The following is a 19,962-nucleotide window of genomic DNA, read 5'->3' on the forward strand; positions in this document are numbered from 1 at the left end:
TCACTTTATCCGCTGCTGATGTTTCATGATTTCATCAGTCACGGTTTTTGACAGCAGTAAGACACAGATCAGGTTCGGGACTGCCATCAGTGCATTCATAATGTCTGAAAAGTCCCACACCACATCCAGCGCGCAGGTAGCCCCCAGAAACACCGCCAGCGCATACAAAAACCGATAGACAATACAGTACTTCGGCTTTTTTACAAGAAACTCGAAGGCCTTTTCTCCCTGGTATTCCCAGGCGATGATCGTCGCAAATGCAAACAGTGCGATGCCGATACTGACCAGATAACCGCCCCAGTTTCCAAAAGTTGTAGAAAAAGCCGCTATGGTCAGTGCGGAGCCGGTCACCAGTTCTCCGGAACCGTCGGTCATCCCCAGCACGCCGGACGCTGCAAGTGCAAGACCTGTCACCAGGCAGATCACGATCGTATCAAAAAACACCCCCGTCATACTGATATATCCCTGCCTCACCGGATCATCGGTATTAGCGGCCGCCGCACTTATCCCTGCTGCGCCAAGACCGGCCTCGTTGGAAAATACGCCCCTGGATACTCCCCAGCGCAGTGCCTGCTGTGCTGATACGACCAGCGTGCCCCCCATTCCGCCGGCAGCAGCCCTCGGAGAAAACGCCATCGTGACGATCGCTGCAATACCGCCCGGAAGGTTTTCCAGGTTCATAATGATAACGGCCAGCGCCCCCGCCATATAGAATACCGCCATACACGGCACAAGAATCTGCGTCACGCGGGAAATGGACTTGATACCTCCCAGAATAGCGAAAATGGCAAACAGAGTTGCCGCCAGCCCCGTCAGCCCCTCCGATATGCCAAAGGTTTCTTTCATCGCCGCTGCGATCGAGTTGGACTGCGTCATATTTCCAATGCCGAAAGATGCAAACACGGCAAACACAGCAAACAGTGTGCCAAAGAGCTGCCCCATCTTTCTGTTTGGAAATGCCTGCCGCATCGTATACATCGGACCGCCCGATATTTCCCCCTGCTCATTGACGACCCGGTACTTGACCGACAACATGCTCTCAGCAAATTTCGTGGAAAAACCGGTCAGTGCAGAAAGCATCATCCATAGCAGCGCACCCGGCCCGCCTAACACCATTGCAGTCGCCACGCCAACGATGTTGCCTGTTCCGATCGTTGCTGCAAGCTCCGTCATCAATGAGGAGAAAGACGAGATATCTCCGTCACCGTCCTCCTTCATTCTGGAATCCCGTCCAAGTACGCACTTCAGTGCGTATCCCAGATTTCGTACAGGCAAAAATCTCATTTTTACCATCAGCCAGATTCCCGTCCCCAGAATAAAGATGATCATCGCAGGTCCCCATACGATATCATCAATCCTTCTCAACACTTCCGCAGCTTTTTCCATTTCGACCTCAAAGCATCGTTGTTCCTCTTACTATATACAGAACGGACTTCCTTTATTACTGCAATGATACAGCAGAGATGGAAAAAAGTGCCCTAAGTCAGGCACTTTCTGAAATCAGCTGTCAAGCATTCTGTTTTTCCTGTTCGATCAGTTCCCGGAGCTTGGCAAGAGCCTTGCTGATCCCTCCGACCTCATCGATCAGACCCTCGCGGACGGCTTCTTTTCCATCGAGCATGGTTCCGACATCTTTCACCAGCATTCCGGTATCCAGCATCAGCTCTTCCAGGCGCTGCTGGGAGATATTGGAATGCCCGGACACAAACTCGGTGATCCGGTCCTGAGTCTTTTCAATATTGCGGTAGGACTGTGCCACCCCGATGAACATGCCGTTGGAGCGTACCGGATGAATCACCATGGTCGCGCTCGGTACAATAAACGAATAATCCGAAGAAACCGCCAGCGGCACACCGATCGAATGGCCCCCTCCCAGTACAAGAGAGACGGTCGGTTTGCCAAGAGATGCGATCATCTCTGCGATGGCAAGGCCGGCTTCCACATCGCCTCCCACTGTGTTTAAGAGAACCAGCATTCCCTCAATACGGTCGTTGTCCTCAACCATCGCAAGACGCGGAAGGATATGTTCATATTTTGTCGTTTTAGAACGCTCCGGAAGTGCTTCGTGCCCCTCGATCTCTCCGATAATAGTGAGCAGCTGTATACTCGATTCCAGTTCTGCCATATTACCGGTCTTTGTTGTATTTTCCATGTGCAGGTACTCCTTTTTTTGAGTTAGTATGTGCGCATGGAAGAATTTTATGCCTTACTCGTCCCAGTTGTGATATACATACTGTACATCATCGTCATCCTCCAGAAGATCCAGGGTTTTCTGAAGATTTTTGACTGCAGTTTCGTCGTCAAGTGCAACCCAGGTCTGTGGAATCATGGTCACTTCTGCAGACGCCATCGAAACACCGTCGTTTTCCAGTGCTTCGCGCACTGCTGAAAAGTCATCGGGATCCGTTAAAACCTCATAGCTGTCCTCTTCCTCTGAAAAGTCTTCCGCACCTGCATCAAGCGCGATCATCATCAGATCATCCGCATCCATCTCACACTCCTCTTTGGAAATAATGATCTGGCCTTTTTTATCAAACATAAAAGATACGCATCCGGGTGTTCCGATATTTCCGTTTCCCTTCGTAAATGCGCTTCTCACATTTGCCGCAGTCCGGTTTTTGTTGTCTGTCAGCGCGTCAACGATAATGGCAATGCCGTTCGGTCCGTAACCCTCATAGGTAATATACTCGTAGTTGGAGGCATTCGCATCCCCCGCTGCCTTTTTGATTCCGCGGTCAATGGTGTCATTCGGCATGTTGTTGGCCTTTGCCTTTGCGATCACGTCCCGCAGCTTGCTGTTGTTGGCCGGATCCGGTCCGCCTTCTTTGACAGCTACCACGATCTCACGGCCGATAATGGTAAAAATCTTTCCTTTTTTCGCATCGTTTTTTTCTTTCTTGTGTTTTATGTTTGCGAATTTTGAATGTCCAGACATGTGTCCTCTCCCTCTTCCTGCTTTCCTTTAGTTACTCGTAATTTCTGTATGATATTGTCTTCTACTACCAGAATCTGAAAGCGATAACCAAGCGCTTCCACCTCCTTGTCCTCCTCTGTCGGAATATGACCGAGCAGTGAGGTCAGATATCCGTTCAGTGTTTCAAAATCCTGATCGTCAAAATCCAGTCCCAGAACTTCCCCTACCTGTTCCAGCGGAGTCAGCCCGTCCATCAGCATACTGTCATCAAACTGCGGCTGAATAAAATCATCGCTGTCATCGTACTCGTCCAGGATGTTTCCGACGATCTCCTCAAGGATATCTTCCATCGTCACGATACCGGAGGTCTGTCCGTACTCATCGATGACGATCGTCATGTGTACCTTTTTTGCCTGCATGGCTTTAAAAATTGAGTCAATATTCCGTGTCTCCGGAATGAACCCCACGTATCTGACAAGATTTTTAATCTCACAGACAGGGGCATCCTGCTGATTATGTTCGATCATCTGAATGGCCGCATCTTTCATGTGAATGATGCCGATGATATTATCGATCGTCTCATAATATACAGGATAACGCGTATTGCTGTTTTCCAGCATAAATGCCATCGCCTCACCGAGTGTTGTCGATGCTTCGATCGCATTGACGTTCTTCCTGTGTGTCATGATATCTCGTGCCGTTTTATCACCGAATGCCATGATATTCTGAATCATCTCGGCTTCGCTTTCCAGGATAACACCCTGTTCATGCGCTTCATCGACAAGATCGATGATCTCATCTTCCGTGACATCATCCTGGTAATGGTAAGGATCGATGCCGAACAGGCGCACGAGTCCGTTTGCAGCCCTGTTTAAAAAGAACGTAACCGGTGTCATAACCATAATGATCAGGCGAACGGCGCCGACAAGTTTAACGGCACAGCTCTCAGCATGATAAGATCCTATTTTCTGCGGTGCAAGATATCCGACAGAAATGGAAAGAATCAGCAGTATCAGTACGATGAGAATCCCGGATATCACCCAGCCCGGAGTACTTGTTATGTATGGCGTAACAATTCCATGAAAATAGCCGGAAAACCTTCGGACAACAGAAAGCCCGGCAGCCATGCCGAACAGCATTGTAACGACCTGTGCCGTACTGTTCAGCAAAAACGGCTCTTCTATCAGCCGCAGCATATATGCGTACTTCCCATTTCCGCTCTCCGCCTCTTTTTCAGCGTTACTTTCACTGATATTCAAAAGTGCAGCGCGAAAAGTATTCATCACAACACTAATGACCGTAAAAATAAGAAAAATTAGAACCCCAGGTAAAGGGCTGCTGCCATCGTCCATGTATTACTCCTTTATATTCACTCATCTTTTGTCATTAAAAATATACCATCATCCATCCAATTCGTCAATATGGACTCCCTTTATGTAGAAAGTTCAAGACTAATACAAAGTGCCTTATTGACTTGTCTTAACAGATCTGAATCCAGATGGCATACTTTATCTTTTAACCGTTGTTTATCGATCGTACGAAGCTGTTCCAGTAAAATAACGGAATCTTTGACAATCGCATACGATGACGCATCAATTTCAATGTGCGTAGGCAGTTTTGCCTTGTTCATCTTGGACGTGATCGCCGCACAGATCACTGTTGGACTGTGCTTGTTTCCTATATCATTCTGTATAATCAGCACAGGACGAATACCGCCCTGCTCACTTCCCACTACCGGTCTTAAGTCCGCATAAAAGATATCACCGCGTTTAATAACCACACCATTCACACTCCGATTCCTATGTTCTAGCCATAGTATTTCCATATTTATCTGGTGTTATTCAATTTTTCCATCTTTCACATAGACGCGCGGCACCCGTTTGTTGATACAGCATGCGAATTCATAATTGAACCGGCCGGAGAGTTCCCCCAGCAGTTCCATCGTGATCCGTTCCGAACCGTCTTGTCCGATCAGTGTTACTTTATCAAGTTCCCGCACGCCCTCTATCTGTGTAACGTCGACCATAAACTGATCCATACAGACTCGGCCGATGATCGGTGCACGCCTGCCGCGAATCAGTACATACCCCTTGTTGGAGAGTGTTCTGGCATAACCGTCCGCATATCCAACCGGTATCGTCGCAACCTTTGTTTTCTTTTCTGTAATATATGTACCGCCGTAACTGACTGCCACTCCTGCGTCCAGTGTCTTGAGATAAGAGATATGGCTGATCAGGCTCATGGCGGGCGTCAGATGTACCGGTTCCCTGCAGACCTCGTTCGACGGATAGAGCCCATAAATACTGATGCCGGCCCGTACCAGATCCAGATTTGCCTCCGGAAACTGCATGATGCCCGCACTGTTGCTGCAGTGTCTCAGTCCGACATCAATTCCCGCGTTTTCGAGCATGGTCTGAAATTTCAGGTAACGCTCCAGCTGCAGGCGGGCAGGTTCCAGCGAAACTTCATCAGCCCTTGCAAAGTGTGTAAACATACCTTCAACACTGATCCAGGGAAGTCTGTAGATGTCTTGTATCTGCCGGACACTCTCCTCCGTATCAGAAAAGCCGATGCGGCTCATTCCCGTATCCAGTGCTATGTGTACATGGACCTTTTTCTTCTCTTCTCCACCGGCATCTGAAAGCGCCTTTGCCATGGAGAGCGTAAAGACGGTTGGTCTCAGGTCATACCTCACAACCGTCCCATAATCTTCTTCAAACACAAATCCCAGGATCATAACCGGCTTCCTGATCCCGTGTTCACGCAGCTGGACAGCTTCTTCCGTTGTCGCAACTGCAAATCCCCAGAGATAATCGTAATGTTCCACAAGCCTGGCGATCCTCACAGCACCGTGGCCGTAACCGTCCGCCTTGATGACAGCCACCATCCTGGTCCCTTCTTCGATATTTGCCCTCATCTGCCTGAAGTTCTCTTCTATCGCATCCAGGTCAATCCTGGCAGCGATTCTGCTGACTGATTTCATACTTTCCCTTCTTCCGTATCGTTACTGTCATTTCTTATACAGCCCGGAATCTCTTCCAGAAGCTTACCGGCCATGACCGAAGCTTCTCCCACCTTCCGGGCTGCTGCATCCCCCGCACAGCCGTGCAGCCAGACCCCGAGGGCTGCCGCCTCCCTCGCCGGCATGCCGGTCCCCAAAAGTCCCAGGATCACTCCCGTCAGGACATCTCCGCTTCCGGCTGTTGCCATTCCGCTGTTCCCCGTTGTATTGATGAATATCATGCCTTCGGGATCGGCGATGACCGTCCGCGCATCTTTCTGTACGCATACCACATGATAATTTCCGGCAAACTCAGCTGCCGTCTTCAGACGGTCCTTCTGGATACTGGAAACATCCATTCCGGTCAGCCTGCCCATTTCCCCCAGATGAGGCGTTACGATGCAGGGACATTTCAGTTCCCTGAGCCTGTCCGTATCTCTTGACAGCAGATTCAGCCCGTCTGCATCGATAACGAGCGGAACCTGACAGACGGCAAGCACACGGTCCAGAAGTTCTTCCGCTGTCCGTGAGGTTCCGAGACCGGGACCGATTCCAATCACATCCGCCCAGCCAATCGCCTCTTCCAGCCCTGACAGGTTCGGGTCGGTATCATCATATACGGACAGCATAGCCTCGGGAAACTGCTGCTGCAGTATCACACGGTTTTCCCGGACCGTATGGATCTTGACCATTCCGGCTCCCGTCAAAAACCCGGCCATTCCGCTGAGATAAGATGCTCCGCACATGTTTACCGATCCCGCGATCAGCAGGATCTTTCCAAAGGTGCCTTTGTTTCCGCCGGGATTGCGGCGTTTTATCCATGCGCGTTCCCTTTCATCCAGCTGGCGGATATCCGGCTGACAGACAACATTATCTGCTTCATAGATTCCGATATCACAGACTTCCAGCCTGCCGATAAAATCCGCTCCTGGATACATCAAAAGGCCCGGTTTTGCAAATGCAAAGGTCACCGTCACATCCGCACGCACGGCTTCCCCCAGTATTTCTGCAGTATTTCCATGTATGCCGGACGGGATATCCACAGCCAGCACTTTTGCACGCGACGAGTTGACTTTTTGAAACAGCTCGCAGTACTGGGAAGAAAGCTCCCGCGACAAACCGATTCCGAAAACGGAATCTACTATAGTAGTATATTCAGCCGGGTCCGGGTTGTTTACAAAGGTTGTACCATAATTTTCTGCAATTTCTTTCTGTGTTTTATTTTCTTCGCTGCGATGCGCGTCATTTCCTGTCAGGCATATAGTCACGTCATACCCCGCCAGATGCAGGATGCGTCCGATGGCGATCCCGTCACCGCCGTTATTTCCGGTTCCGCACAGTACCAAAACACGTTCCAGCGGAAATTCCCGTTTCAGCACATCGACACAGGCAAGCGCCGCCCGCTCCATAAGAACCAGTGACGGTATTCCCATCTTTCTGATCGTGTATTCATCTGCTTCTTTCATCTGCTGTGTGGTTACAACACGTCTCATCATACTCCTCCCAAAAAGCAAAATAATGTTGTACCCGATCCGCCTTCTCGCATCCGCAGGTACAACATCCTCTACATTTTTTTCTGCTTATTTTCCGCATGTGTCAGGTTATAGGAAAGCCTCATCAGGCTTTCTGACAGATGTACATTTTCTACGATAATATCTGAAGGGAGGACCAGATTCAAATCGATATGTGCAAAATTCCAGATCGCTTTGATGCCATTGGCAACCAGAAGTTCTGCGACCTCCCGTGCACTGTCTTTCGGAATCGTGAGTGTTGCGATCTCTACTGTGTATTCCTCCAGAAACTTAGGAAGTTCATCCAGCATCTGTATGCCGATCCCGCGTACCATGCTTCCCTTCAGATTCGGATTGATATCAAAAATGCCGATAATCTTAAAACCCCGCTTCTCAAATTTTACGTAATTGGCAAGAGCCTGGCCCAAATGACCGGCACCGATGATAATCATGGAATGTACGTGGTCGAGTCCCAAAATTCTGCCAATCTCATTATAGAGAAACCTCACATTATAACCATATCCCTGTTGGCCAAAACCGCCGAAGTTGTTCAGATCCTGACGAATCTGCGAAGCTGTTACCTTCATCTGTTTACTCAAATCGTTGGACGAGATGCGTTCCACACCATTCTCCAGCAGTTCGCCCAGATAACGGTAATATCTTGGTAACCTCGTGATGACCGCTTTGGAAATTCCCTTTCCGTCCACAACCAGATCCTCCTGTCTTAAACCTCATTTTATTATATCTTTTTGTTATAAGTTTGTCAAACAGAACGCTGTTTTTCTTGTATTTTTTTCATACTTTTCATATAATGATGTTGGAGTCAGCAGATTTTAAGATAAGGAGATACAATTACGAATGATATTATCATGCCATAATATAGAAAAATCTTTTGGAACAAACGTTATTTTACATGACGCTTCCTTTCACATTGAAGATCATGAGAAAACTGCTCTCGTCGGTGCAAACGGTACCGGAAAATCCACCATGCTGAAGATCATTGCAGGTGAAATTTCAAAAGACGGCGGCGAGGTGATCCTGGCAAAAAACAAGACGCTGGGATATCTCGCACAGCATCAGGATATGAACAGCAGCGCTTCCATTTACGATGAAGTACTGGAAATCAAACGCCCCGTTCTTCAGATGGAGGAAACCATGCGGCAGATGGAATCAGCCATGAAGACCCTTGAGGGGCAGGAGCTTGAGCGCCTGATGGAGAGCTATCACCGGGTTTGCGAGGCCTTCGAACTTGAAAATGGTTATGCCTGCAGAAGTGAGGTTACAGGTGTGCTGAAAGGTCTCGGTTTCGAGGATGAAGACTTTTCCAAAACCATAAGTACGCTGTCCGGCGGTCAGAAGACGCGTGTCGCACTCGGGAAACTGCTGTTGCAGAAACCCGACGTGCTTCTGCTGGATGAACCTACGAATCATCTCGACATTGACTCCATTGCATGGCTGGAATCATTTTTGCAGCATTATCCCGGAGCGGTCCTGATCGTCTCACATGACCGCTATTTTATTGACCGCATTGTGACAAAGGTCTTCGAACTGGAACAATCCGTCCTGACAACGTATACCGGCAATTATTCTGATTACGCAAAAAAGCGTACACAGGTGCGTGAGGCAAAAATCAAAGCGTATCTGAACCAGCAGCAGGAAATACGTCACCAGGAGGAAGTGATCGCCAAACTGAAATCTTTCAACCGCGAAAAATCCGTCAAGCGTGCGGAGAGCCGGGAGAAAATGCTGGAAAAAATAGAAGTGCTGGAAAAACCCCGGGAGGTCAACGATGAGATGCGTCTGATCCTGGAACCGTGCATTCAAAGCGGAAACGACGTGCTGTCCGTCGAATCGCTATCCAAATCGTATCCCGGCCTGCGCCTGTTCCATGACCTTTCTTTCGAAGTCAAACGCGGTGAACGGATAGCGGTCATCGGTGCAAACGGCACCGGAAAAACCACGATCCTGAAAATATTAAATCAGCTGGTGGAACCGGATGCCGGGCGCTTCACGCTGGGAAGCAACGTTCATATCGGTTACTACGACCAGGAACATCATGTGCTTGACATGGAAAAGACCATATTTCAGGAAATCTCCGATGCATTTCCTGACCTGACCGGGACGCGGATACGCAACGTGCTCGCTGCATTTTTATTTACCGGAGACGACGTCTTTCAGCAGATCAAGACCTTAAGCGGCGGGGAGCGGGGCCGTGTCTCGCTCGCAAAACTGATGCTGTCCAATGCGAATTTCCTGATTCTGGATGAGCCTACAAACCACCTGGACATCACATCAAAGGAAATTCTCGAGCAGGCGCTGAACCAGTATACCGGAACCGTATTGTATGTGTCACACGACCGTTATTTTATCAATCAGACGGCGACACGCATTCTGGATCTCGTAAACGAAACGTTCGTCAATTATATCGGAAATTACGATTATTATCTTGAGAAAAAGGACGAACTCACCCTTCGCTGTACAGCGGGCAAATCAACGGAAGAAACACCGGCGGAAACGTCTGAGACAAAGGTCTCCTGGCAGCAGCAGAAAGAAGAACAGGCCCGCAGGCGGAAACGTGAAAATGAACTGAAGAGAGTGGAATCGGAAATTACTGCTCTGGAAAAACGCAGCAGTGAAATTGATGAGAAACTTATTTTGCCGGACGTGGCAACGGATCCTGCGAAGTGCATCGAACTGTCATCAGAGCAGGCGGACATTTCACTCAGGCTGGAGGATCTGTATGAACAGTGGGAAATGCTTGCGGAATAAATCGTGAAAAAAGGGGCGGTTGATATCAAATCAGCCGCCTCCTGCAATTGCTGTTTACTTTTCAAGCTCTTTGCGGATCTCCAGTATAAAATCTCTGCTGTTGAGCACCGTCGGATCCTGTATGGATGTGATAAGGGCAAGATCTTTTGTCATCTTACCATTTTCGATCGTTGTGAGTGTGGCCTTTTCCAGTCTGTCCGCAAACCCGCACAGTTCAGAAATGCCATCCATCTCCCCTCTCTTTCTGAGAGCACCGGTCCATGCAAAGATCGTTGCCACAGAGTTTGTTGAGGTTTCTTCTCCGTTTAAATGTTTGTAGTAATGGCGCTGAACGGTTCCGTGCGCCGCCTCATATTCAAAATATCCGTGAGGTGAGACGAGGACAGATGTCATCATGGCAAGCGAACCGAAGGCGGAGGATACCATATCACTCATCACATCACCATCGTAATTCTTGCACGCCCAGATAAATCCGCCTTCTGCTTTCATCACGCGTGCAACGGCATCGTCGATCAGTGTGTAGAAATACTCAATGCCTGCTGCTTCGAATTTCTCCTTATATTCACGATCGTAGATCTCCTGGAAAATGTCTTTGAACGTATGATCGTATTTCTTGGAAATCGTGTCTTTCGTCGCAAACCAGAGATCCTGTTTGATGTCCAGGGCGTAGTTGAAACAGCTCTTTGCAAAGCTTTCGATGGAATTGTCTAAGTTATGCATTCCCTGAGCGATGCCCGGCCCTGCAAAATTATGAACAAGTTCTCTGGTCTCGGATCCGTCCTCGGCAGTATATACCAGTTCTACTTTTCCGGGTCCCGGTACGATCATTTCCGTATTCTTGTAGACATCCCCATATGCATGCCTTGCGAGCGTAATCGGTTTTTTCCAGTTTTTCACGCAGGGTTCAATACCTTTGACAACGATCGGTGCGCGGAATACAGTCCCGTCCAGCATTGCACGGATTGTTCCGTTCGGGCTTTTATACATTTCCTTTAAATCATATTCTGTCATTCTTGCTGCATTGGGTGTGATCGTGGCGCACTTGACTGCAACTCCGTATTTCTTCGTTGCATTTGCAGAGTCCACAGTCACCTGGTCATCTGTATCGTTTCTATGTTTCAGACCCAGATCGTAATATTCTGTCTTCAGATCGATGAACGGCAGCAGCAGTTCTTCCTTGATCATCTGCCAGAGAATCCGCGTCATCTCATCTCCGTCCATCTCCACCAGCGGGGTCGTCATCTTGATTTTTTCCATAGTATCCTCCTGTATCCATGCCTGATTGTACAATTCTTTACACGCTCTCTATTGTATGCAAATGTCGGATAATTGTCAATAGTTCATAAATTTCTCAAAATCAAATTCTCCCCACCCCTGCTGATTGTGTGAGAACCCAAGATCTCTGGCACAGTCCCGCAGCATCATCTTGACTTCCACATTTGTGAGCAGCGGATCTCTTTCCAGTGCGAGTGCTATCGCCCCTGAAATATACGGTGTGGACATGGAAGTGCCGCTTTTTCTCACGTACTCCGTACCGGATGGCGCTGCGGAGCACGACAGTATCTCATGACCCCTGCAGACGATATCCGGTTTGCAGACACATTCTGCTGTCGGCCCTATGCCGGAAAGCAGATGATGCGCATCGAGCATATCGCTTGATCCTACGGTGATTACTTTTTTACTGCTTCCGGGTGCCGTGATGCTTCCCGGTCTTGGTCCGCCGTTTCCTGCCGCTGCCACAACAACAATTCCCAGATCCCAGATTGCCTCAACGGAACGTATCAGTTCATCGTGCTGCCGCTGATTCTGTGTGATTGATCCGACGGATATATTGACAATGCGGATATGGAATCTGTCATGATATCTTCTGATCCAGTCGAGTGCGCGCAGTGTATTCTGCTGCATTCCATTTCCCGCCTTGTCAAGCACTTTTAAGCCTATCAGATGACATCCCGGAGCCATGCCGTGCCATTTTCCGCCGCAGGCTCTTCCGCTTCCTGCTATAATACCGGACACATGTGTGCCGTGACCGTTATCATCATAGGGCTCCGGCTTCTTCTGTACGAAATCCTGAAAATACAAGATTCTGTTATCGAAATCAGTATGGGGAAAGATTCCGGTGTCCAACACAGCTACACCGATGCCTTTCCCCGTATACTTATTAACTTTCATACATAGACCTTCTTGCTTATTTAATATTAGCAGCTGTTCAGGACGGCGCATCTTTCTGCACCAATTTCCCCGCCGTCCTGAACTGTTACTAATATTAACGTATTCAACAGGGGCACATCCTGCCCCGTTTCCTGCAGCGCGGATAAAACTTTCTGATTGACCGTATATGTTCCTGCATAGGATAGTAAAAAAACAGGACTACACATAATGCCAAATTCTTTACAGGAAGCAATTGTCTCCAACGATTATTATGATTACATTATCCCTTCCATATTTGATCTCTCGACTCTGTCTGATATCCTTCCGGAGATCAGGCTGCTTGAAATGGATAGTGCATATTCTCTTCTCAATGTTCCCGCTCCCAGGAACACAGCACTTTTTGAGTATACAAGGTACAATACCATTCCGAATCTTTTTATGCTGCAGGACACCACCAGCCTGGAGATCTCAGGAATCACACAGGTACAGAATCTTACCAACCTGAATCTTACAGGATCGGGGGTACTGATCGGTTTCATTGATACCGGAATTGATTATACCAACCGGGTATTCCGTGATGCTGCCGGAAATACAAGAATCGAGGCCATCTGGGATCAGAGCCTGCAGGGCGGGGCTACCCCCCGGCATTTCCCATACGGCACGGAATATCGCCGGGAAGAGATCAATCAGGCCCTTCAGGCTGATAATCCTCTTGATGTCGTGCCCTCCACTGACACAAATGGACATGGCACATTTCTGGCAAGTGTCACGGCGGGTTCTGCACTTCCGGAGGAAAACTTTATCGGTGCAGCGCCCGAATCCATGATTGCAATGGTAAAGCTGAAGGAAGCTAAAGATTATCTGAAAGAATTCTTTTATTACTCCGGGACGGACCCGGTTTTCCAGGAAACGGATATTATCATGGCTTATTCCTATCTGAGAAATCTTGCCATGGAACTTCAGATCCCGCTGGTGGTATGTATCGGACTCGGAAGCAATCAGGGCGACCATGCCGGCGGGATGCCGCTGTCTGTTGTATTGTCCGGAACGAGCACGCTGATCACGAATGCTGTTGTGGCGGCATGTGGTAATGAGGCGGGACGCGCTCACCACTACTACGGAGAACTTCCGGAAAGCGTCTCCTATGAGACCGTAGAGATTCTGGTCCCTGAAGGATCCCCTGGATTTTTCCTCGAAACATGGGTGCGCTCTCCCGATGCATTCTCTGTAGGCTTCGTCTCCCCCACCGGTGAAGTTGTCTCACGGATACCATTTGGGCTGAACAATACGGTAAATGCAGGTTTTATTTTAGATCCCACCACGATCGAAGTGCACTATGAAACGATCCAGGCTGTCACAGGCAGTCAGCTTATCTTCATGCGTTTTCGCCGCCCATCCCCGGGAATCTGGCGGGTCAGAGTCTACGGGCCCCGTGTTCTCTTCGGCTCCTTTCACATGTGGCTTCCGGTTTATGGATTCACAGAACCGGATATCGTGTTCCTCAAGCCGGATGCCTATACCACTCTTACGGCGCCATCCGATGCGTCCAATATCATTGCAACAGGAACGTATGACGCATACAGCAACAGCCTGTACCTGAATTCGGGCCGCGGAAATACGACTTTGGATGTACAAAAACCTGATTTCTGCGCACCGGGAGTCGGTCTGACCGGAATGAATGCACGCGGCAATCTGACAACACGCACCGGTTCCTGCCTTGCAGCGGGCCTGACGGCCGGAAGTGCCGCACTTGTCATGGAGTGGGGACTGAAACGCAGTCCTTTTCTGCTGTTCAACTCTGCTGAAATCAGAGATTTTCTGATCCGGGGTACTGTACGGGACCCAGGAATCGTATATCCCAACCGCGAATGGGGCTACGGAAAACTGAATGTTTATCGTTCGTTTACATCTTTTTTCGAAACCTGAACTTTTTTTGTAGCAACACGGAACCGATTTACATATGATGGAGTGTAAACAAAATTTGGAGGAACTTTACATGAGTGATTTAGCTGCTACAAACTGTGGATGTGGATGTGATTCCGGATGTGATTCCGGTAATTCTTGTTTCGGAGGCGGCGGATGTAATTCCATTATCTGGATCATCCTGCTTCTCTGCTGCTGTGGCAATGGCGACAGCTGTGGCTGCGGCGGTGGCTGCGGCGGCGGATTCGGCGGTGACAACTGCTGTCTGCTGATTATCCTTCTGCTCTTCTGCTGCGGCGGATGCGGCTCCATCTGCGGATAATGATCATACCAAAAGGCGCCGGGGATTATCTCCCCGGCGCCTTTCTTTCTGTATCTCTTCGTTTCTTTCTGAATCCGCCATTTTTCATATCGCGCATCCTGTCTTTTTTATGTTCCACGCATTCCATATCTATTTCATAAAGAGCATTCCCTTCAACAATCAGTTTTTTCTTTTTTTCGTCCATGACAAATCCTGAACCTCCATATCATTTTCTAATATCATATGTCAAAATTCCTGAACCTGTCATATAGTAGATAATAAAATCATAAGATTTAAAAAAATAAAAGGTTGTGCCATGAAAGAAAAAAGCACCCCGCAAATGACAACACTCGACCAGATGGTCAACGACGACAGTCTTCAGATGATGAAAGCCGCCATTCCCTATGTGTCCCCAAATGGCAGAAAAACACTCTCTCTTTTGACAAAATTTATGGAATTGAGAAAAACAATGTCGATGTTTAATCAGCCTCACATGGATATGTCGATCATGTCATCCGAAGAGACTACAGTTTCTCCGGAAGAGATGCTGCGTGATATTCAGCAGTACACCAGCGGATCTCTGCACGATTCCATTGATGGTATGCTTAATGCGTTTCAGACTGCCCAGATGTTTATGATGCTTCAGAATATGGAGGAGGAGGAATAGGATATGGATCAGGATTGGATGAAACACCCGAATCTCGCATCAATGGATATGGCAAAACTACAGATGCTTCAGTCCCTGGCCTCTCAGGGTGAAGGAAAAAGCAAACAGGATATGATGCCCTTTTTAATGATGGCCATGCAGCAGTCCAAAAAGAGCGGTATGACATTTTCTCCGGAAGAGATGGATATGATCGTGGAGGTTCTGAAAAGCGGTAAATCAAAAAAAGAAGCCGCACAGATTGAAAAAATGCTGACACTGCTGAAAACCATAAAAAAATAGGGACTTTCGTCCCTTTTTTCTTATGGTGCTGTTTATGAATAACTTTGCAGGATACAGTCGCGGAGCAAAGTCAGCGCATAGACAACTGCCTGTTCCCTGATTTTCGATCGGTTTCCATTAAAATGATACTCTCTGACAGTTATATGTCCGTCTACACAGCAGCCGATATAGACCAGTCCCACCGGTTTATCTGAAGTTCCGCCGCCAGGCCCTGCAATTCCGGTAATCCCTACGCATACGTCGGAACCTGTTGTAAAGCATCCGCCTTTTGCCATTTCCTTTGCCGTCTTCTCACTGACTGCCCCGTACATTTTCAGCGTTGACTTCTTAACCATGAGGTATTTGCGCTTCGCTTTATTGGAATACGTGACAAATCCCTGCTTAAACACATCAGAAGCACCGGATACGTTGACAATGCGCGCAGACAGTGCACCGCCGGTACAGGACTCCGCGCAGGTAAGGGTCATGTTCTTGTCTCTCAGCAAATCTACGACGGCCTCCTCCAGCGACTTCTTCTCTTCCGTTGCATAGATATTCTTGCCGAACCGCAGTTTCAGTTCACGCAGCACAGGTTTGATCAGTTTTTTTGCCTCTCCGTTTGACTTTGCTTTTGCTGTGATCCTCAGGTGGACTTCACCTGTTTTAGCATAAGGAGCAATGGTTGGATTGCTCTGTCCGTCGATCAGGTCCTCGATCATGGTCTCCACCATACTCTCGCCGATCCCGCAGATTTTCACCATCTGTGATACGATGACTTCCGGCTGCTTCTCCTGCAGATAAGGATAAACCTGGCGCTCAAACATCGGCTTCAGCTCATTCGGCGGTCCCGGCAGCAGGATTACGGTCTTTTCTCCCTCTTCTATGATAAGTCCAGGAGCCGTTCCGTTTTCGTTGTCCAGCACAACAGCGCCTTTTGGGATCATCGCCTGGCACCAGTTGTTCTCTGTGATCTTCACTTCCGGCCGTTTAATGCTCAGATTATCGAAATATTGCTGGATCCGATCTCTCGTATGAGGATCCTCAACGAGTTCTTTTCCCATGACGCGCGCCGCAATATCCTTTGTGATATCATCCTTCGTCGGTCCGAGACCCCCTGACAGAATCACGATGTCTGAACGTTCAACCGCTGTTTGTATTGTCTGCAGCATGCGCTCGGGATTATCGCCGACCGATGTTTCATAGTAAACCGTAAGTCCAAGTTTTGCGCACATTTCCGATAAATATGCGGCGTTGGTATTTACAATATTGCCGAGCAGTATTTCTGTTCCGACTGTAACCAGTTCTGCAACCATTTGTATCCCTCCTAAATCAGCTCTGCATGGTTAATACGCTTCTATTTTTCAACAGATAATCGATCAGGGAAACAACGGTCAGAGCCAGAGACAGATAGATAAAAATCTGTTCCAGTGTGCCGAATACGCTTCCCAGATCAGCGATCAAAAGAATGATCATCACCATCTGAGAGATCGTCTTTGCTTTTCCCCAGTAGCTGGCCGCAATGACGATGCCGTTGTCCGATGCGATCAGACGAAAACCGCTGATGATAAATTCTCTTGCTATAATAATGATAACCACCCAGGACGGTATTTTATCCAGCTCGATCAAACAAATTAATGCCGAGCAGACTAAAAGCTTGTCAGCGAGCGGATCCATAAACTTCCCGAAATTTGTAACCAGGTTGTCTCTTCTTGCCAGATAGCCATCGAGTGCATCAGTCAGGCTGGCGACAATAAAGAGCGCCAGGGAAATCCATTTGGTATGTGGTCCCGCTATCGGCACCAGCATAAAAACAACAAAAAACGGTATCATAATAACACGAAGCAATGTCAGCTTATTCGGTGTATTCATCGGCTATTTCTCCAATCAAATCATATTCAAGCGACCCGGTCACGGTCACCTGTACAAAATCCCCCGTCATCAGCGGCGTCTGTGTATTGACGAATATGTATCCGTCGATCCCCGGTGCGTCGGCATATGTCCTGCCCACATACGCATCCTCATCCGCCACTTTCCCTTCGATAAACACGAACAGTTTCTGTCCGACCCGCTCTTCACCGAGCTCCAGTGACACATCCTGCTGCAGTTCCATCAATTCCGCCTGACGTTCCTCCTTGACCTCCTCCGCAATCTGATCTGCCATGGAGGCGGCTGGTGTATCTTCTTCCGGAGAGTAAGTAAAGACACCAAGGCGGTCGAATGCCATATCGGCAACAAACTGTTTCAATTCCTCATGATCTTCCTTTGTCTCTCCCGGAAAGCCGGTGATCAGTGTGGTCCGAAGCACCATGTCGGGTATCTGTTCCCGGATTTCTGTGATAATTTTTTCCAGATCCTGCTTTGAAGTTCTGCGTCCCATCCGTTTCAGTATCTGGTCGCTGCAGTGCTGAATCGGAATATCCATATAATGGCAGATCTTCGGTTCCTCCCTGATCGTCCGGATCAGCTCAGGATAGATCTCTTCCGGGTAGCAGTACATGAGACGGATCCAAACCAGGCCGTCAATGCGGCAGAGCTCCCGCAGCAGCCGGTGCAGCGACTTTTCTCCGTAAAGATCTTTGCCGTAGAGCGTTGTCTCCTGGGCAATCACGATCAGTTCCTTAACCCCGGCCTCCGCCAGATACCGCGCCTGTGTGAGAAGTTTCTCCATCGGCACGCTCCGGTAGCCTCCGCGTATCCTGGGTATGATACAGTAAGTACAGTGTTTTTCACAACCCTCCGCTATTTTCAGATATTCATATGCGCCGCCTGTTGTGATGAGACGCCCCGCATCCACATCAGGAAGACGGTCGATATCCTGAAACGATGTATAGGCATTCCCCCGTAGCACTTCATCCAGAGCATCCGCTATCTCATCATAGCTGGCGGTTCCGAGTACGGCATCCACTTCCGGGATCTCCTGCCGAATTTCTTCCTGATAGCGCTGTGCAAGGCATCCCGTCACAACCAGCGCCTTTGCCCTTCCTTCCGTACGGTACTTCGCCATATCCAGTATCGTCTGGATGCTCTCTTCCCTGGCATCGTGAATGAAACAGCAGGTATTTACAACAATGATGTCTGCAGCCGTCTCATCGTCTGTGACGGTATATCCCCTGTTCTCCAATAACCCCAGCATCTCCTCGGAATCTACAAGGTTTTTATCACAGCCAAGCGAGATAAATAAAATTTGCATGATTTTGCTCCTTTTAGAATTTTGTATCTTTTGAAGAAAGCTGCTACAACAGTCAGCGACTGCGTAACAGCTTGCTCTTACGGTTCTTAAAATTCTTCTGTTCCGTCGCCCTCTTCTGCTTCGAAATCCTCCGGAAGAATCTTCACTTTCCCGTCATACATCTCTTCCACTGCAATCGACAGCGGTTTCTTGCCTCCAGCTCTGACAAACGGTTCTGCACCGCTGATGATCTGTCTTGCCCGTTTACTGGTAGCCAGGACGATCGAATAACGGCTGTTTACCAGCGGTGCCTCATCAGCGTCGATATCCTTGTTGATCACCTGCATTAATTCCGAATATGATGGATGGATCATAATTTTCAGTCTCCTTTCACTATACCTCTTTCAATTGTTCCCTGATATGTTCGATAAATTCTCTGTTCTGAGAAGTTTTCGTATGTGCGCATTGAATCACCTGATGCATCTCATCGACACAGGATTCCTCCTGATTTGTCTCATTGACCAGTACGTGGTCGTAAAATTCCATAAACTTTACTTCCTCTTTCGCCTGTGCCATGCGCGCATCGATGATCTCGCCGGACTCCGTTCCCCGTCCCTGCAGTCTCCTTTTCAGCTCCTGTACGCTGGGCGGCGTCACAAAGATCAGCAGTGTCTCCGGCATCTTTTCCTTGACTTTCAGTGCCCCCTGCATCTCAATCTCCAGGATCACGTCTCTCCCGGAATCAAGCTGCTCCTGGACATATTTCTTTGGAGTACCATAATAATTATCTACGTAACGGGCATATTCAATAAATGCATCCTCCTGAATCATTTCTTTAAACTCTTCCTGCGTTTTAAAAAAATATTCCCTTCCGTCACATTCTCCCGCTCTCGGAGATCTTGTTGTCGCCGACACTGAGAGTGCATAATTATCGTATTTTTCCATCAGACGGTTCATCAAAGTTCCTTTTCCTGAGCCGGAAAATCCGGACACCACCACTAAAATTCCCTTATGGTTCATAGCTATCCCCTTTTTCGTCCGCTGTGCGTCCCGTATTCACACGCTTGCTGATCGTCTCCGCCTGCAAGGCAGAGAGGACCACAAAATTTTCTTCCGTGATCACTACAGCTTTCGTACGCCGTCCCTGGGTTGCATCGATAATATTGCCGTTCTCTTTGGCGTGCTGTACCATGCGTTTGACGGGAGCCGCATCCGGGCTCACAACAGCGACTATTTTCTCTGCGTTGATGACGTTGCCAAATCCGATATTAATCAGTCTAGTCAAAATGATTCCTCAC

The 19,962-nt window shown here is 48.5% G+C and carries 22 protein-coding genes; 5 read left to right on the top strand and 17 right to left on the bottom strand.

Annotated elements, in window-relative coordinates; genetic code table 11:
• From NQ502_RS00165 to NQ502_RS00200, 8 genes are all read right to left on the bottom strand, one after another.
• Nucleotides 1-1,386 carry an alanine/glycine:cation symporter family protein gene (locus tag NQ502_RS00165; protein WP_028527895.1) on the bottom strand — a complete coding sequence of 462 codons (1,386 nt, stop codon included), beginning with the start codon at nt 1,384-1,386 and terminating at the stop codon, nt 1-3.
• A 121-nt stretch (nt 1,387-1,507) separates the two neighbouring features.
• Nucleotides 1,508-2,152: a ClpP family protease gene (locus NQ502_RS00170; RefSeq protein WP_044983052.1), complete on the bottom strand. Its 645-nt coding sequence runs from the start codon at nt 2,150-2,152 to the stop codon at nt 1,508-1,510.
• Nucleotides 2,153-2,206: 54 nt separating this feature from the next.
• Entirely contained in the window at nt 2,207-2,935 is a 729-nt protein-coding gene (locus NQ502_RS00175) for a YebC/PmpR family DNA-binding transcriptional regulator (protein ID WP_028527893.1), read from the bottom strand.
• On the bottom strand, nt 2,905-4,266 hold the full coding sequence (locus tag NQ502_RS00180) for a hemolysin family protein (RefSeq protein WP_028527892.1): 1,362 nt from the start codon (nt 4,264-4,266) through the stop codon (nt 2,905-2,907). The genes NQ502_RS00175 and NQ502_RS00180 overlap by 31 nt, the downstream gene beginning before the upstream one ends.
• Before the next feature lie 80 nt (nt 4,267-4,346).
• Nucleotides 4,347-4,694 (bottom strand): type II toxin-antitoxin system PemK/MazF family toxin, encoded by a 348-nt coding sequence (locus tag NQ502_RS00185; RefSeq protein ID WP_028527891.1) that lies wholly within the window; start codon nt 4,692-4,694, stop codon nt 4,347-4,349.
• 57 nt (nt 4,695-4,751) lie between these two features.
• Nucleotides 4,752-5,897: an alanine racemase gene (alr, locus tag NQ502_RS00190; protein WP_028527890.1), complete on the bottom strand. Its 1,146-nt coding sequence runs from the start codon at nt 5,895-5,897 to the stop codon at nt 4,752-4,754.
• Nucleotides 5,894-7,408, bottom strand: coding sequence for a bifunctional ADP-dependent NAD(P)H-hydrate dehydratase/NAD(P)H-hydrate epimerase (locus NQ502_RS00195; protein ID WP_044983050.1), 1,515 nt, complete (start codon nt 7,406-7,408; stop codon nt 5,894-5,896). The genes alr and NQ502_RS00195 overlap by 4 nt, the downstream gene beginning before the upstream one ends.
• Nucleotides 7,409-7,479: 71 nt before the next feature.
• Nucleotides 7,480-8,133, bottom strand: coding sequence for a redox-sensing transcriptional repressor Rex (locus NQ502_RS00200; RefSeq protein ID WP_028527889.1), 654 nt, complete (start codon nt 8,131-8,133; stop codon nt 7,480-7,482).
• 151 nt (nt 8,134-8,284) lie between these two features.
• Here NQ502_RS00200 and abc-f point away from each other — a divergent pair, with 151 nt between their 5' ends.
• Entirely contained in the window at nt 8,285-10,195 is a 1,911-nt protein-coding gene (gene abc-f / locus NQ502_RS00205; protein WP_028527888.1) for a ribosomal protection-like ABC-F family protein, read from the top strand.
• A 54-nt stretch (nt 10,196-10,249) separates the two neighbouring features.
• Here abc-f and NQ502_RS00210 read toward each other — a convergent pair whose 3' ends face one another.
• Nucleotides 10,250-11,452: an NADP-dependent isocitrate dehydrogenase gene (locus NQ502_RS00210; protein ID WP_028527887.1), complete on the bottom strand. Its 1,203-nt coding sequence runs from the start codon at nt 11,450-11,452 to the stop codon at nt 10,250-10,252.
• 75 nt (nt 11,453-11,527) lie between these two features.
• Nucleotides 11,528-12,367 carry a S8 family peptidase gene (locus tag NQ502_RS00215; protein ID WP_028527886.1) on the bottom strand — a complete coding sequence of 280 codons (840 nt, stop codon included), beginning with the start codon at nt 12,365-12,367 and terminating at the stop codon, nt 11,528-11,530.
• A gap of 207 nt (nt 12,368-12,574) precedes the next feature.
• Between NQ502_RS00215 and NQ502_RS00220 the strand changes: the two genes are divergently transcribed.
• Both NQ502_RS00220 and NQ502_RS00225 read left to right on the top strand, forming a co-directional pair.
• Nucleotides 12,575-14,272, top strand: a complete 1,698-nt coding sequence (locus tag NQ502_RS00220) for a S8 family peptidase (RefSeq protein ID WP_028527884.1) — start codon at nt 12,575-12,577, stop codon at nt 14,270-14,272.
• A 70-nt stretch (nt 14,273-14,342) separates the two neighbouring features.
• A complete protein-coding gene (locus NQ502_RS00225) occupies nt 14,343-14,591 on the top strand; it encodes a hypothetical protein (protein ID WP_028527883.1) in 249 nt (82 codons plus the stop codon).
• 25 nt (nt 14,592-14,616) lie between these two features.
• Here the strand turns inward: NQ502_RS00225 and NQ502_RS00230 are convergent, their stop codons facing one another.
• Complete coding sequence (locus NQ502_RS00230) at nt 14,617-14,775, bottom strand: hypothetical protein (RefSeq protein ID WP_156887901.1); 159 nt, start codon at nt 14,773-14,775, stop codon at nt 14,617-14,619.
• 111 nt (nt 14,776-14,886) lie between these two features.
• On the opposite strand from NQ502_RS00230, the gene NQ502_RS00235 reads away from it, so the two are divergent.
• Both NQ502_RS00235 and NQ502_RS00240 read left to right on the top strand, forming a co-directional pair.
• Nucleotides 14,887-15,237: a hypothetical protein gene (locus NQ502_RS00235; RefSeq protein WP_044983049.1), complete on the top strand. Its 351-nt coding sequence runs from the start codon at nt 14,887-14,889 to the stop codon at nt 15,235-15,237.
• Nucleotides 15,238-15,240: 3 nt separating this feature from the next.
• Complete coding sequence (locus tag NQ502_RS00240) at nt 15,241-15,516, top strand: hypothetical protein (protein ID WP_028527882.1); 276 nt, start codon at nt 15,241-15,243, stop codon at nt 15,514-15,516.
• A 32-nt stretch (nt 15,517-15,548) separates the two neighbouring features.
• Here NQ502_RS00240 and NQ502_RS00245 read toward each other — a convergent pair whose 3' ends face one another.
• From NQ502_RS00245 to NQ502_RS00270, 6 genes are all read right to left on the bottom strand, one after another.
• Nucleotides 15,549-16,808, bottom strand: coding sequence for a competence/damage-inducible protein A (locus NQ502_RS00245; protein WP_028527881.1), 1,260 nt, complete (start codon nt 16,806-16,808; stop codon nt 15,549-15,551).
• Nucleotides 16,809-16,824: 16 nt separating this feature from the next.
• A complete protein-coding gene (gene pgsA, locus NQ502_RS00250) occupies nt 16,825-17,364 on the bottom strand; it encodes a CDP-diacylglycerol--glycerol-3-phosphate 3-phosphatidyltransferase (RefSeq protein WP_028527880.1) in 540 nt (179 codons plus the stop codon).
• Nucleotides 17,348-18,685: a 30S ribosomal protein S12 methylthiotransferase RimO gene (gene rimO / locus NQ502_RS00255; RefSeq protein WP_028527879.1), complete on the bottom strand. Its 1,338-nt coding sequence runs from the start codon at nt 18,683-18,685 to the stop codon at nt 17,348-17,350. Before rimO ends, pgsA begins: the two co-directional genes overlap by 17 nt.
• Before the next feature lie 86 nt (nt 18,686-18,771).
• Complete coding sequence (rpoZ, locus tag NQ502_RS00260) at nt 18,772-19,038, bottom strand: DNA-directed RNA polymerase subunit omega (RefSeq protein WP_028527878.1); 267 nt, start codon at nt 19,036-19,038, stop codon at nt 18,772-18,774.
• A 19-nt stretch (nt 19,039-19,057) separates the two neighbouring features.
• Nucleotides 19,058-19,684 carry a guanylate kinase gene (gmk, locus tag NQ502_RS00265; protein ID WP_028527877.1) on the bottom strand — a complete coding sequence of 209 codons (627 nt, stop codon included), beginning with the start codon at nt 19,682-19,684 and terminating at the stop codon, nt 19,058-19,060.
• Complete coding sequence (locus tag NQ502_RS00270; protein WP_028527876.1) at nt 19,674-19,949, bottom strand: DUF370 domain-containing protein; 276 nt, start codon at nt 19,947-19,949, stop codon at nt 19,674-19,676. The genes gmk and NQ502_RS00270 overlap by 11 nt, the downstream gene beginning before the upstream one ends.
• Nucleotides 19,950-19,962 lie beyond the last annotated feature (13 nt).

This window comes from Ruminococcus gauvreauii (assembly GCF_025151995.1).
Taxonomy (GTDB): domain Bacteria; phylum Bacillota; class Clostridia; order Lachnospirales; family Lachnospiraceae; genus Ruminococcus_G; species Ruminococcus_G gauvreauii.

Coding starts and splice junctions, on each gene's coding strand:
- NQ502_RS00165 (WP_028527895.1), bottom strand. CDS start 1,386: ATGGAAAAAGCTGCGGAAGTGTTGAGAAGGATTGATGATATCGTATGG.
- NQ502_RS00170 (WP_044983052.1), bottom strand. CDS start 2,152: ATGGAAAATACAACAAAGACCGGTAATATGGCAGAACTGGAATCGAGT.
- NQ502_RS00175 (WP_028527893.1), bottom strand. CDS start 2,935: ATGTCTGGACATTCAAAATTCGCAAACATAAAACACAAGAAAGAAAAA.
- NQ502_RS00180 (WP_028527892.1), bottom strand. CDS start 4,266: ATGGACGATGGCAGCAGCCCTTTACCTGGGGTTCTAATTTTTCTTATT.
- alr (WP_028527890.1), bottom strand. CDS start 5,897: ATGAAATCAGTCAGCAGAATCGCTGCCAGGATTGACCTGGATGCGATA.
- NQ502_RS00195 (WP_044983050.1), bottom strand. CDS start 7,408: ATGAGACGTGTTGTAACCACACAGCAGATGAAAGAAGCAGATGAATAC.
- abc-f (WP_028527888.1), top strand. CDS start 8,285: ATGATATTATCATGCCATAATATAGAAAAATCTTTTGGAACAAACGTT.
- NQ502_RS00210 (WP_028527887.1), bottom strand. CDS start 11,452: ATGGAAAAAATCAAGATGACGACCCCGCTGGTGGAGATGGACGGAGAT.
- NQ502_RS00215 (WP_028527886.1), bottom strand. CDS start 12,367: ATGAAAGTTAATAAGTATACGGGGAAAGGCATCGGTGTAGCTGTGTTG.
- NQ502_RS00220 (WP_028527884.1), top strand. CDS start 12,575: ATGCCAAATTCTTTACAGGAAGCAATTGTCTCCAACGATTATTATGAT.
- NQ502_RS00225 (WP_028527883.1), top strand. CDS start 14,343: ATGAGTGATTTAGCTGCTACAAACTGTGGATGTGGATGTGATTCCGGA.
- NQ502_RS00230 (WP_156887901.1), bottom strand. CDS start 14,775: ATGGACGAAAAAAAGAAAAAACTGATTGTTGAAGGGAATGCTCTTTAT.
- NQ502_RS00235 (WP_044983049.1), top strand. CDS start 14,887: ATGAAAGAAAAAAGCACCCCGCAAATGACAACACTCGACCAGATGGTC.
- NQ502_RS00240 (WP_028527882.1), top strand. CDS start 15,241: ATGGATCAGGATTGGATGAAACACCCGAATCTCGCATCAATGGATATG.
- NQ502_RS00245 (WP_028527881.1), bottom strand. CDS start 16,808: ATGGTTGCAGAACTGGTTACAGTCGGAACAGAAATACTGCTCGGCAAT.
- pgsA (WP_028527880.1), bottom strand. CDS start 17,364: ATGAATACACCGAATAAGCTGACATTGCTTCGTGTTATTATGATACCG.
- rimO (WP_028527879.1), bottom strand. CDS start 18,685: ATGCAAATTTTATTTATCTCGCTTGGCTGTGATAAAAACCTTGTAGAT.
- rpoZ (WP_028527878.1), bottom strand. CDS start 19,038: ATGATCCATCCATCATATTCGGAATTAATGCAGGTGATCAACAAGGAT.
- gmk (WP_028527877.1), bottom strand. CDS start 19,684: ATGAACCATAAGGGAATTTTAGTGGTGGTGTCCGGATTTTCCGGCTCA.